At 39.0% G+C, this 13549-nt stretch carries 8 protein-coding genes; 6 read left to right on the top strand and 2 right to left on the bottom strand.

Annotated features, from left to right (window positions below; translation table 11 throughout):
• Nucleotides 1–45: 45 nt before the first annotated feature.
• The 4 genes from O0931_RS08605 (at nucleotide 46) to O0931_RS08590 (ending at nucleotide 8613) form a co-directional block, all read left to right on the top strand.
• Nucleotides 46–1104 carry a FecR family protein gene (locus O0931_RS08605; protein WP_269415156.1) on the top strand — a complete coding sequence of 353 codons (1059 nt, stop codon included), beginning with the start codon at nucleotides 46–48 and terminating at the stop codon, nucleotides 1102–1104.
• Between the two features lie 131 nt (nucleotides 1105–1235).
• Nucleotides 1236–4586: a TonB-dependent receptor gene (locus tag O0931_RS08600; protein ID WP_269415155.1), complete on the top strand. Its 3351-nt coding sequence runs from the start codon at nucleotides 1236–1238 to the stop codon at nucleotides 4584–4586.
• Between the two features lie 29 nt (nucleotides 4587–4615).
• The gene (locus O0931_RS08595) at nucleotides 4616–6097 is read left to right on the top strand and encodes a RagB/SusD family nutrient uptake outer membrane protein (protein WP_269415154.1); all 1482 of its coding nucleotides are present in this window, start codon (nucleotides 4616–4618) and stop codon (nucleotides 6095–6097) included.
• A 116-nt stretch (nucleotides 6098–6213) separates the two neighbouring features.
• Nucleotides 6214–8613 (top strand): alpha-L-rhamnosidase-related protein, encoded by a 2400-nt coding sequence (locus tag O0931_RS08590; protein ID WP_269415153.1) that lies wholly within the window; start codon nucleotides 6214–6216, stop codon nucleotides 8611–8613.
• An 85-nt stretch (nucleotides 8614–8698) separates the two neighbouring features.
• Here the strand turns inward: O0931_RS08590 and O0931_RS08585 are convergent, their stop codons facing one another.
• The gene (locus tag O0931_RS08585; RefSeq protein WP_269415152.1) at nucleotides 8699–9124 is read right to left on the bottom strand and encodes an SRPBCC family protein; all 426 of its coding nucleotides are present in this window, start codon (nucleotides 9122–9124) and stop codon (nucleotides 8699–8701) included.
• 526 nt (nucleotides 9125–9650) lie between these two features.
• Entirely contained in the window at nucleotides 9651–12242 is a 2592-nt protein-coding gene (locus tag O0931_RS08580; protein WP_269415151.1) for a PAS domain S-box protein, read from the bottom strand.
• A 308-nt stretch (nucleotides 12243–12550) separates the two neighbouring features.
• Here O0931_RS08580 and O0931_RS08575 point away from each other — a divergent pair, with 308 nt between their 5' ends.
• A complete protein-coding gene (locus tag O0931_RS08575; RefSeq protein WP_269415150.1) occupies nucleotides 12551–13108 on the top strand; it encodes a YeeE/YedE family protein in 558 nt (185 codons plus the stop codon).
• A 12-nt stretch (nucleotides 13109–13120) separates the two neighbouring features.
• Nucleotides 13121–13531, top strand: coding sequence for a DUF6691 family protein (locus tag O0931_RS08570; RefSeq protein WP_269415149.1), 411 nt, complete (start codon nucleotides 13121–13123; stop codon nucleotides 13529–13531).
• Nucleotides 13532–13549: the final 18 nt, after the last annotated feature.

Below are 13549 nucleotides of genomic sequence, written 5' to 3'. Positions count from 1 at the left end.
GTGTTTGCGATTTTCCAGGTCTTGATTAGTAGACAATAGTATTGTATGCTAAATAGAATCTGGATACTCATCGGTAAAAAACTTTCGGGCGAAGCAACCGCTGACGAACAGGAACTATTAGCGAAACTTTTAGATGAAGATCCTGCCAGTAAATATCAACTTGATATCCTCGAAAAAACCTGGGTTAAAAACGGAGGGGTAACGCAAAAGGATAAAGAAGTACGCTGGGGAAAATTTGAGAAAAAGCTGCTTTCTGCAGAAAAAGCTTCACCCCCAAAAGTTCGTGAAAGAACCCCGCTTCTTAAAAAATACAGGCATTTCATATTTGGCTCTTTGTGTACAGCTTTAATATTAATATCTGCTATAGCCTTTATTTATCTGTCTGGAGCGAGCGACGAAGATAATAAAACTAATGTAATTGTAGCCCCGATGGGCGCAATCACTAAAATCCAGCTTTCAGATGGAACGAAGGTATTACTAAATTCGGGCAGTAAGATTACTTATAAGAAAAGCTTTGGCGCAAATCAGCGGGAAGTTTTTTTAACTGGTGAAGCTTTTTTTGATGTAACAAAAGATGCCCGTCATCCTTTTCTAGTTACCACACCATTTATTCGCATCAAAGTATTGGGTACACGCTTTAATGTACGTGCTTATCCCGACGACAAGATTACAGAAACGACGTTACTTTCCGGGCGCATTGATCTGACGGTACTAAAAAAACCGGAAAAAGAATTTATAGTTCGCCCTATGGAAAAAATTTTGGTGAAAAATGAAAATAGTAAAGAAACCGTTGTTACGCCATCAACCGATGATATTGCATTGATAACTTTGCGGACAGTACATTCAGTTGCCAATCAGAAAATTCCTTTAGAAGTACAATGGACTGAGAATATACTTGCTTTTGATGAAGAAAACCTGATGGATTTAGCCAAAAGAATGGAGCGAAGGTATAATGTCAGCATCAGTATTGAGTCATTAGCATTGCGTCAAAACAAATTTACCGGACAGTTTAAAAATGAAACCATTGAGCAGGCATTGTCAGAATTACAATCGGCCAGCTATTTCCATTATAAAATAACTAAAAACCATATAACCCTTTATTAATTATGCCTATGAATAAATAGCTGCGCAAAAAAAAACGGGAAATGTTGGCGCATTCCCCGTCTTAAATTAGATATGTGTCTACATATCGGCCCTTTCAAAACCAATTATAAACCAAAATCAAACACAAAAGTATGAAAAATCTTCATTGCCACGCCATGCGGGCGGGGTTAAGTGTGCCATTTAAGGTTCTTATTATGTTTAAATTTATCCTAATTTTCGTGCTGGCATTTTCTACACAAGTCTTTTCAAAAGGATTTGGACAGCAAAAGATGGATATTTCCCTGAAAAATGTATCCCTTAAAAAAGCGCTAAAACAAATTGAAAAAGTTTCGCATTATCGTTTTCTTTATAATGATGAGTTGCTGAAACCTGACTACCAAAACAATTCAATAGAAATGAAAAATGTTTCGGTAGATGAAATATTACAATCACTACTCAGCAAAACTTCGCTTAAATATGAGGTGCGTAATAATGATCTGATTATAATTTCCGGTGCTAAAGCCCGACTTAGCATTTCAGTGTCTGGTACGGTGAAAGATGAAAAAGGCTTGCCTTTAATCGGTGTTTCAATTATCGAAAAAGGTTCAGCAAACGGAGCAACAACCGACGCGAACGGAAATTTCAGGATTACTGTTGCAGGTAAATCATCCATACTAACATTTAAGTACATTGGTTACAAAACACAGGATGTAACGATAGGCGATCAAACCAGCCTTAGTATTTCCCTGCAACCTGAAAGCAGTACCTTAAATGAGGTGGTTGTGGTGGCATTTGGTACGCAAAAAAGGGCCGATGTTACAGGCTCGATAAGTACAGTTAATGCCAGCGAGATAAAAGACCTTCCGGTAACACAGTTTTCTCAAAAATTACAGGGTAAAATAGCTGGTGTACAAATTAACCAAACCAGCGGTATCCCCGGCCAGGGCATGTCGGTGCGTATTCGGGGTGCATTATCCATAGGTGGAGGCAGCCAGCCTTTATATGTAGTGGATGGTTTCCCGATTGTAGGTGATATAAGTAATATCAACCCCGACGAGATCGAGAGTTTCTCGGTATTAAAAGATGCATCTGCCACCGCATTATATGGTTCACGAGCTGCCAATGGCGTGTTCCTGATACAAACTAAAAAAGCAAAAGAGGGGCAGTCTAACCTGAGTTTTAACGCGTTTTATGGTATACAATCGGTACCTCAGAAAGGGCGGCCTGATATGATGAATGCCGAAGAATTTGCACAATTTCAAAAAGAGTTATATAGCGACAGGATAAAGGCCGGTACAGCAACCAGCATTCCTGCCGAATACCAGAATCCTGCTCAATATCGCGGTGGCGGTACCGATTGGTACGATGTACTGTTGCAAACAGCGCCTATACAAAATTATAGTTTATCATTAACCAGTGGAAAAGATAAGCTGAGTACATCGGCTACGGTTGGATACATCAGCCAGAAAGGGGTACTCATCAATTCGGATTATAAGCGTTATTCACTACGCCTAAATTCAGAATATAAATTTAACGATAGGGTTACTATAGGTCTTAATGTTGCGCCAAGTTATGCGACTAATAATACCCCTAATACGGATGGTAACATATTTGGTGGCGGTATTATCCAAAATGCCATTGCTACATCACCATTGGCACCGTATATGAATGCTGATGGTTCATTGCCTTTAATTGCAACCTCAACTGGTCTTTTCCCTAATCCTAACTGGTATCGGGTAGCGCAGGAGGTTAAAAATTATACCCGTACCGGACGTATTTTATCGAATGCTTTTGGAACTGTTGAGCTTGTAAAAGGCTTAAATTTTAAAACAAGTGTAAACATCGATTATACCAACCAACAGTATAATCGTTTCAGCCCTTCAACATCTGGCTCACTGTTTGCGCCGCCACCAAATTTAACCAGCGCTACCGAGCGTAATTTTGTAAACTATTCGTGGCTGACAGAAAATACATTGAACTATAACCGTTCTTTTGGTGACCATAATTTTGATGTACTTGTAGGCTACACAGCACAAAAATACCATAGCGACTATAGTAATGTCGATGCAACCGGTTTCCCAAATGATAAGATACAATCATTAGCTGCGGCCACACAGTTTGTTCCTAGTTATGATACGCAGGAATGGTCTTTAGCCTCATTGGTTTCACGTTTGAATTATAATTATAAAGGGAAATACCTGTTGTCGGCATCCTTCCGTCGTGACGGTTCTTCGAGATTTGGTTCAAATGTAAAATACGGAAATTTCCCGGCCATATCTGCAGGTTGGAACATTAGTGATGAAGATTTTATGAAAAACTTCACTGCAGTTTCAAATCTGAAGCTTCGGGCAGGTTACGGCTTGAACGGAAATTTCAATATTGGTAATTACAGCTACCTGGTTAATACTACGACCACCAATTATCCATACAATGGCACGCTTTCTCCGGGCTTCGCCCTTGGCAATATTGGAAACCAGGGCTTAACCTGGGAAAAATCGAAGCAACTGGATGTCGGCTTTGATTTAGGCTTGTTTAATAACCGTATATTTTTTACCTACGATTATTTTAATAAGATTACTACGGATATGCTGCTGAATGTAGATGTACCATCAGCTACAGGATATTCTTCGGTAACCACCAATGCCGGCAAGTTTAAGTTTACCGGTCATGAATTCGCCATTACCAGCCAAAACCTGGTAGGCGCATTAAAATGGTCAACTAATTTTAACATTACGTTTATTAAAAATAAAGTTGTTAACGTTGATCCATATGTTGGGCTGTTACCACGAGGCGACCCTAATAACCCAAGTATTAACCAGGTAGGCAGCCCTATTGGTTTATTTTATGGTTATAAATTTATTGGTGTTTATAAAGATCAGCAAGATTTTGATTCTTCTCCTAAATATGCTAACTCTGCTGTAGGTACTGTAAAAATGGCCGATGTTAATGGAGATGGTGTTATCAACCTGAACGACTTAACCGTTATTGGTGATCCAAATCCGGATTTTACGTTCGGAATAACCAACAACCTGACGTATAAAAATTTCGACTTTGCAATTGTAGCCTCCGGTTCATATGGGAATGATATTCAAAACAGAACGCTGGAGTACATTCAAAATCTTGACGGTGTTTTCAATGTAACAAAAGACGTTGCCCGCAGATGGAAATCCGTTCAGGATCCGGGAGATGGTATTCATCCGAAGGCAGGGGCCTACACAATTGAGCGGAACACCAATTCACGCTGGGTTAGTGATGGTAGCTTTTTAACCATTAAAAACGTAACATTAGGTTATACCTTACCATTCAAAGACAATAAATACCTTAAAAACCTACGGGTATACACCAGTGTGCAGCAATTATTTGTATTCACAAAATACAATGGTGCAAACCCTGAAGTTAACAGCTATAACGGCAACTCAACCGGCTTGGTTCAAGGTATTGATAATACCACATATCCTGTACCGCGTACTTTTAATTTCGGCGTTAACTTAAACCTTAAATAATCATGAACCTGTTTGATAAAAAAAATAACATGAAAACAAGAACACTCATGATTGTACTGCTGCTGATAGTTGGCAGTTCGTGCAAGAAAAGCTTTTTGGAAATATTGCCACAAACCAGGGTAACTTCAAATGCGACCTATGTTACCGACGATGATTACAGGCAGGCGGTTACAGGAATTTATGCTTCATTACGTAGCTTGTATAACGATGCCTATGTAATGGGTGAAATGCGTTCTGACAATGCTAATTATGTATTCAACGCAACCATTTCAGGCGGGCAGTTTATTTCGAAATATGAAATAGCCAGTTTTATTGATGTGCCCAATAACTTCAATACCAAAAATAAATTTGTATTTTGTTATCAGGGAATTTCGCGTGCCAATGCAGTTTTAAAGCGAATTGACGCCTCAACCATTAATGCAACTTTAAAAAGCAACTTAAAGGGGCAGGCCGAATTTCTAAGGGCATTTTACTATTTTGAACTGGTACAATATTACGGAGATGTTCCATTATACCTGACTGATTTATCAGAGGTTAATAGTGTCGCTGAAACCAAACTACCACGTTCGCCTAAAGCCGATGTTTATAAGCAGATTATTGCTGATGCAACTGATGCTGCAAACCTGATGCCCAATACACCTGTCGTTAAAGGTCAGGTGGCAAAAGGTGCTGCAAAAATGTTGTTGGGTTATGTTTATATGACTTTGAAACAATATGCAGATGCAGAGCGGGTATTGAAAGAAGTAACCACCTTAGGCTACAGCCTGTTGCCGGATTATGCATCAATTTTCCTGCCTGCTAATAAAAACAATGCAGAAATGATCTTTGAAGTTCAGTATCTTCAAGGCCTGGTGGGTTTGCAAAACGGCATCGTTTACCAGATGTTGCCTGCAACAGCCAGTACTATAAACTTTACCGGAGTTGTTGGTAATAACCAGACAACGGGCGGATGGAATATTCCTTCAGCCGATCTGATTGCTGCATATGAGCCAAATGACAAACGAAAAGCGGCATCTATTGCTACTTCTTATGTGGATGGTTCGGGTAATACCGTACAGCAGGTTTATGTAAATAAATATTTGCACCTGCCTCACTTTCAATACAACAATACAAACGATGACTGGCCTGTTTACCGCTATGCTGATGCCCTTTTATTACTGGCAGAAAGCTTAAATGAACAAGGGAAAAATGCGGAAGCCATTACCTACCTAGACCAGGTAAGGACCCGGGCAGGAATTACGACTTATGCCGCATCCGGCCAAACAGATTTGCGTGCTGCTATTGCTAAAGAACGTCGGATAGAACTGGCATTCGAGAATCACCGCTGGCTGGATTTAGTACGTACAGGACAAGCGATTACCGTAATGAATGCATACGGTGCGAAACTTAAACCTACACGTCCTGATATTTCGCCCCTGGCGTTTAATGTAACGGTAAACAGATTACTATTCCCAATTCCACAGGATGAACTTAATTTAAATAACCTGTTGACACAAAACCCCGGATATTAATTATAATAAGATTTAACCAAACGAAGCGGCAATTACCGCTTCGTTTGGTTTATAAGGGCTTTTGCACGCGATTGATAATGGTATCTTACTTATTTATGTACTTCAAAAAGAAAAAAATGAATAGACATTTTCCGAAAATAATTTGCTCAATCATTATATTATTTCTGTTTACGTTTTCTATCGATGCTTATTCACAAGATAAAATATCAAAAATCTTAGATAAAAATTACATCTGGAATGTTCAGGATAGCAGCATAAAAGGTGATTTGCATGTCGTTTTCAGAAAAAGTTTTTCAGTAGCTGAAGTTAGTAAATCTGCAACTTTAAATCTCTTTGCCTACAACCGTTTTGCTGTATTTATTAACGGAAAATATTTAATGCGTGGCCCTGTACGTTTTGAAAATAAAGGACCACAATATGCAAGCGCCAATATAGCGGCTTACCTGAAAAAAGGAAAAAATGTAGTGGTGGTGGTGGTCCATCGCTTTGACCACACCGGACAAATTATGGCGCATGAGGCGGGCTTTACTGCCCTTATAGATTTAAAAGATGCTGCAAAACGTCAGATAAAAACAGACAATAGCTGGAAGGTATCCCCTGAATATGCTTACCTGAACCGCTCATTCGCCTGGTCGTCTATACGTGAAAATATTGATGCCCGTAAAATGCCTGCGAATTATACTTCATGTACTTTTAACGATCAATCCTGGGCCAATGCAGTAAAAGTTAAAAATTTAACAAATTTCTATGCACTTCGTAAACAGGAACTTCCATTTCTGAAAGAAACCATCATCCCTAATTTAACCATCAATACAAAACCTGCGGCCAGGCTTTTCCCTATATCGATAAAGCAAGGCGATACACTTAAAGTCAGGCTACCCGATTACTACCAGGCTTACCTTAGCCTGGATTTGCAGGCGGAAGCGGGCGCAGTTTTGCGTCTGTTCGATAAAGACGGTGAATTAAATAACACCTACACCACACGCAATGGCCTGCAAAACTATACAACTTACGATACTTACGGAACGAAAAATTTTATCATTTACGCAACAAAGGGCGATCTGAAATTAAATCGATTGAATTTAACAGAAAGGACATACCCTTTCGAACGGATAGGAAGTTTTCAAAGCAGCGATAAGATGCTCAATAAATTATGGGACAGGCTAACCCGCTCTTTACAAATACTTAGTGAAGACGCTTATGTCGATTGTGCCGATCGCGAACGTGTAGAATGGATGGACTGCGACCCACCAGCCTTTGATGTTACCCGCACCGCGATGGCAGGCCCCGATCTTAACGGGAAAAAAATGTACGCCGATGCCCGCTTATTAAAAGAAATGTTACGCCGTACGGCTTTGAGTCAACAACCAGACGGACGGGTGAAAGCACATACAGCGTCAGACAGATGGGACATTCATGGCTACATGGAAGACCGTACCTGTGATTGGGTAGAAGGGGTCAGAAGGTATTATGAAAGTACGGGAGATAAAGCCTTTATTAAGGAAATATGGCTTCCTGTAACCCGTCAGTTAAACTGGTTTCTGGAACGCCGTACAGAGAGAGGATTGGTTAAGGCCAGAGAATGGGAAGTATCTACAAATCCATTACGCTACCAGGTTTGCGAAGGCACAGGCTTAAATGCTTTTATATTTAAAGCACTTACCGATGCGGCTTACCTTGGAAAAGAAATCGGGCAAAATGAAGAAGCGGCCTATTTCGGCGATGCAGCACAAAAGCTCCGAACTGCAATTAACAAATATTTGTGGAATAAAGACAAGGGCACTTATTACAGTGCCTATATAGACAATGAAGCTGCTGCAAGAAAAATATTCGCAGCACAAAAAATGGACATCAGCATTAAAGATGGCTATGCGGAACCAACTTTCGAAGCTGCAATTTTTGCAATTGACCAGGAGGTGGTACCAAAAAGTCGTTTAGATAGTATGAAGCAATTTTTAAAAAACAAATGGGATAAACCTTATTGTTTCATGACTTATTATTACAGCTTTAAACAAATGTATGCCGAAAATAAGGGCAAAACAGATGAGAAAATATTAGATATGATTCGTGAGCGATGGAAAGCTACACTTGATTACGACTGGCAGACCGCCTGGGAACATTATTTTGAAGAAGGAAGCAAGGTACATATTTATGGTGTTTTTCCGGCCTACTTTTTAAGTGCTTATGTATTGGGGGTAAGGCTCGACGGACCAGTATGGAATAAAAAGCTGGTTATCGACCCGCGATTAGGAAACCTGGATTATGCAAATGGTGATGTAGTTACCGAGTTTGGGAAGACATCTGTTTCATGGACAAAAACAAAGACTGGTATGAAATTTAACGTAACCGTTCCAAAAGGCGTAACGGCCAGGCTTAAACTAAACGGAGAAAATACCGTGGCCAATTTCCGCCTGAATAATAAACCAAAAAATCTTAAAAATGAAAATGGTCAGTATTACGTCGATATAACAGGTGGCGAATGGTGGGGCGAAATCTCTTATAAAAGTGGTTCATAGACATGACGCTACAAAAAATCTTTAAAGATCTTTTGTAGCGTTAACCATTTAAAGCGCATTTTATTAAATGTTTAATGCTTAGGTTTTAGTGTTGTTCCGTATACTGTTTAAAATTATCCAAAATGGCTTGCCAGCCGCCTTTCTGCATGTCAAGCGGATTTGTGTTTTCCGGATCAAACGTTTCTGTAACTTTGGTTTTATCTCCTTCACCTTCAAAAAGTATTTTTACTTTTCTGCCGTCGTCCAGTACATATTCAATCAGTTTATGCGTTTCAACCGTGGTGTAAGTTCCGCCAAAATCGAAACTCATACTACCATCTCGTGCAGCCATCGTGGTCGAAAATTTTCCGCCTTCCCGTAAATCATTTTCTGCATTTGGTGCATGCCATTCAGGAGATGCAAAAGCCCAATTTTTAATGTGCTCCGGATTGTTCCAGAATTCCCAAACTTTTTCTACAGTTGTGTTTACTGTTGCTTCAATTGTAATCGGAGTTGTATTATCAGTTGCCATAAATAAATTTTTTTATACGATAAAGATATCAGAAGATTTTAAAAGAAATAAAGGGCAAATGGGACAAGTTAGGGGGGACATTCCTTAACTAATTTTCAAAATATTTTTTTTAGCTTCAGAGCGACCGATTCGTCATTTAAACTGATCACCGAATTGTTCCATGACATGGAGTCTTCCTGCTACGGAAGAAAAAAACCGGGGTATTGGCTTAACATAAGCAAAAAAAACACAAAAATATTGTTATCCTGAGCTAGCTTGCACTGAGCAAAGTCGAAGTGAAGGACAAATATTTTTTGTTTTTTACTGAATGGTCTTCGACAAGCTCAAACTGACAACGATAATGCTCAGGTTAACGACATTGGGGCTGGGGGTGGTTACACGAATTTTCTGCCGCTTAGCATGGTCCAGTGTTAATTCTCAAATCGTCTTTCCCGCGCAGGCGGCAATCTTTTTGAAATTAAATTTATCAGGAAAATTACCGCGTCGTTCATCCCCGCATCCGATAGTTATCCAACGATGAATGAAATTAACTTTCGTTTAAGGGAATTTCGAAATAAAAAGTTGAACCTTCACCCACTTTACTAGTCACACCAATTTTTCCATTGTGCCTTTCAATAATTTCTGCACTTAAATAAAGCCCTATGCCAAAACCCGAAACTGTATGCTGTTTATTTACGCGATAATACCTGTCAAAAAGTTTTTCAGTATCTTCAGCATCTATGCCGATGCCGTGATCAGTTATGCTAACCAAAGCTTTATTATCAATCACCTCACAACTTACATCAATACGGGTCCCTGCTGAAGAATATTTAACCGCATTACTCAACAGGTTCGATACAACACTACCAATTTTATCCCTATCAGCAAACAGGCTAACCGGCTCCTTTATCTCAAGCTTAATTTCGTGTGAAAATTGTACAATATCGCTTTCGTCAATAAGTTCCTTTAATAATTCATCCAGCTGAAACTGCGTCTTTTCAATCAGTAATTTGCCGGATTCCAAGCGGGAAACATTCAGGAAGCCGTTAATCATGGTGGTCATTTTTTTGACCTGATTATAAGCCCTGTTAAGTGCCGACAATGCATAATTATCTTCGGTTTTTTTAGCCCTGGCCTGCAGCACCTGTACAAAACCACTTATTGCTGTTAATGGTGTTTTAAGCTCATGACTTACCATACCGATAAAATCATTTTTTCTGATTTCATCTTTCTTAAGTTCAGTAATGTCGACACTGGAGCTGATGTATCCCATAAATGTACCATCTGTGTGGAAACGTGGTGTACCTTTGGCCAATAGCCACTTATATTCACCATCTGTTCCCAGTATCCTGAATTCTCCGGTAAAAGGTTCTTGTTTTTCAAAAGCGGATAAGTATAAGTTAACATACCGCTCTTTATCTTCAGGATGAATCAAATCTACCCAGCCAAACGCCAATAATTCGTGCATTAAACGCCCTGTAACCCTGGTCCAGGCGTTGTTAAAATAGGTTGCATTTCCATTTAAATCGCCTACTGCAATAAAAACATCAGTTGCTTCAGCCATATTTCTGAAACGAGCTTCACTTTCTTCGATGGCCAGGCGATGTTCAACTTCGGTGGTTATATCCATGATTACCCCTAAAAATCTGGCCGGTCTCAGCTTTGTTGGCGGAACACTTTTTCCAACTACCCTAATCCATTTAACTTCGTTTGTATTAGGTTGAATTATCGGATATTGTACATCAAAGGGTTGATTGGTTGCAAGTGCCTTAACCCTTGCTCTCTCAATTACCTGTACATGTTCCGGAACTACCGTTGCTGTAACATCTGCCCAGGAAATTTCTTCATTTAAAGGCAGCCCATAAAATTCTCTTGCCTTTTGAGATATTTCAAATTTACCGGTACTCGGAACAACACTGTAAGTACCTAAATTACCCGAAGCCAGTGCGAGTCTTAAGCTTTCTTCCGTTTCAGCAAGCGTTTCATTTTTTACAAATAAACTTTCCTGAGCCTCCTGTAATTCTTCATTAGTGGTTGCCAGTTCTTCATTCGTAGCAGATAACTCTTCATTTGATGCGGCCAATTCCTCAGTTATTGCCTGCAGTTCTGATTTGCTTTCTTCAAGCTGTTTGAAATTTTCTACCTGGGTTGTAATGTCGTTGACTGTCGCTAATATATATTCCACCTTTCCACCGGTTCCAAAAATCGGATCATATGAAAAATCAACATATATTAATTTCATTTCGCCATTTGGATAAGATATATCGACCGGCACTTCCGGCATGGCAATACGTTTACCGGTTTTAAATACATCCGCTAAAAGCTTTGGAAAACGTTGCGTTTTAAGTTCCGGAAACACATCGGTTATCTTTTTACCCTCAACGGCTTCAAGCGGTCTTTGCCATATTTCAAGCATTTTATGATTGGCCAGCTCAATGACTAACGACTCACCTTTTAAGAGTGTCATGGCAACATTTGCCGTAGATACAATATTCTGAAGAAGGAGTCTGCTCGATTGAAGATCTTTGGTGCGTTCCTGTATTCTGTTTTCCAGTTCTGCATTCAGGCTTTGAAGGTCCCGCCTTGAATTTGCCAACGCCTCATTTGTTGTTCGTAAATCTTCTAAATTGGTCTGAAGTTCTTCGTTAGACGAAGCTAGCTCTTCATAAGTGTCAAATAATTTTCTGTTTAAAATTTCCTCGCGTTCAATATAATTGCTGATTGTATCATTTACCTTAATTTTATCTGTAATATTTAAGGTTTTAATGAGCAAAAAATCTACCTCATCGTTTGCGCCTGCAATTGGTTCTATCTCTACCTGCCACCAACTCGGTTCAATTGAGCGCATGTCAGCTGATGGTATATCATATTGAAAAGGAGGGAGTTGAATTTTTTTACTGGTCTTGACAGCATTATTCAAGCCTTCAGCTAAAATTTTAGTACCCTCTTTCGTATCGTCTTTTGGATAAGCTACCCAAACCGATTGTCCTTTAACATTTCTCTCGATCGTATAAGTGGCCGATTTAAAAGCATCATTATAATCAATAATTGTAAAATCGGGATCATTCGCATCAAGAATTATCCTTGGAATATTATCGTTAAAGAGTGATTTATATAATGGTGATTCTAAAAAATTCATTTAGAGTTAGGTTTCGAAATATTTAACGCGAATATAACAACAAGAAGTAATTTTTTGTTTTTCAAACGATTTTAATTAAATGGTCATTAGTTTTTGTCTAAATTCTTTTTTTTCGAGGACTAAGTATTTTAAATATATATCCATTAATCGCTTATTCCGGATTGAAAAATGCCTTTGAGATTATAAATTTATAATTGCCTTTTTCCTATTTTCGACTTCTTATCTCAATAAATTGTTTTTATCGACCACGTACAGTTGATAATAAGCTTATTGAATTTTGTTATCTGTTTTAATAAATTGAATAAATAATGGATGTTTTACAACCCTGGCCCTGGTATGTTGCCGGCCCCCTCATCGGACTTACTGTGCCTTTGCTATTAATACTAGGCAACAAATCATTCGGAATTTCTGCTTCATTAAGACACATTTGTGCCTCTTGTTTTCCTGCAGGAATTTCTTTTTTTAAGTACGATTGGAAAAAAGAACAGTGGAACTTATTTTTTGTTTTTGGGATTATGATAGGCGGCTTTCTTGCAACTTATTTTCTATCCGTTCCGGGTAGGGTTGAGGTTAGTTCTGATACTGTTGAGCAATTAAAGGCACAGGGTATAAAAAATTTCAACGGACTCCTTCCTGCAGATATTTTCAACTGGCAACAGCTTCTTACATTAAGGGGATTTGTTTTTATCATTATTGGTGGCTTTCTTGTTGGTTTTGGAACCCGTTATGCGGGTGGATGTACATCGGGTCATGCCATTATGGGGATTTCTTCCTTACAATGGCCATCTCTTATTGCCACTTGCTGTTTTATGGCAGGCGGTTTTGCCACTTCATGGCTATTGTTACCCCTTCTTCTAAAACTTTAACGATTTAAAATAATGAAAAATATAAAATTTGTAATAGCGGGTATGCTGTTTGGCATTATACTGATTAAATCGCAGGTCGTTTCCTGGTTCCGCATACAGGAAATGTTCCGGTTACAATCGTTTCATATGTATGGCATTATCGGAAGTGCCATTATCGTAGCGATGGTATCTATATTTTTAATAAAGAAATTTAAAATAAAAGCACTTAACGGAGAACCTGTCGTAATTGCGGACAAAAAATTTAATTGGGGTAATGTTTACGGCGGATTAATTTTCGGCATTGGATGGGCACTGACTGGCGCCTGCCCGGGACCAATATTTGCCCAGATTGGCAGTGGAATTTTGTTGAGCATTATTACACTCTTTAGTGCTGTGGCCGGGACTTGGGTTTATGGGCTTATCCGGGAGAAGCTTCCACATTAACTTTATAAAATTAATAAA

The organism is Pedobacter rhodius (genome assembly GCF_027213645.1).
GTDB lineage: Bacteria > Bacteroidota > Bacteroidia > Sphingobacteriales > Sphingobacteriaceae > Pedobacter > Pedobacter rhodius.
The sequence above is the reverse complement of the archived record's forward strand: the minus strand, read 5'-3'. Positions and strand labels throughout refer to the sequence as shown.

Bases quoted from the DNA above. Each gene is read 5' to 3' on its own strand.
- O0931_RS08570 (WP_269415149.1), top strand. From the start codon at position 13,121: ATGAAAAATATAAAATTTGTAATAGCGGGTATGCTGTTTGGCATTATA.
- O0931_RS08590 (WP_269415153.1), top strand. From the start codon at position 6,214: ATGAATAGACATTTTCCGAAAATAATTTGCTCAATCATTATATTATTT.
- O0931_RS08585 (WP_269415152.1), bottom strand. From the start codon at position 9,124: ATGGCAACTGATAATACAACTCCGATTACAATTGAAGCAACAGTAAAC.
- O0931_RS08580 (WP_269415151.1), bottom strand. From the start codon at position 12,242: ATGAATTTTTTAGAATCACCATTATATAAATCACTCTTTAACGATAAT.
- O0931_RS08595 (WP_269415154.1), top strand. From the start codon at position 4,616: ATGAAAACAAGAACACTCATGATTGTACTGCTGCTGATAGTTGGCAGT.
- O0931_RS08605 (WP_269415156.1), top strand. From the start codon at position 46: ATGCTAAATAGAATCTGGATACTCATCGGTAAAAAACTTTCGGGCGAA.
- O0931_RS08575 (WP_269415150.1), top strand. From the start codon at position 12,551: ATGGATGTTTTACAACCCTGGCCCTGGTATGTTGCCGGCCCCCTCATC.
- O0931_RS08600 (WP_269415155.1), top strand. From the start codon at position 1,236: ATGAAAAATCTTCATTGCCACGCCATGCGGGCGGGGTTAAGTGTGCCA.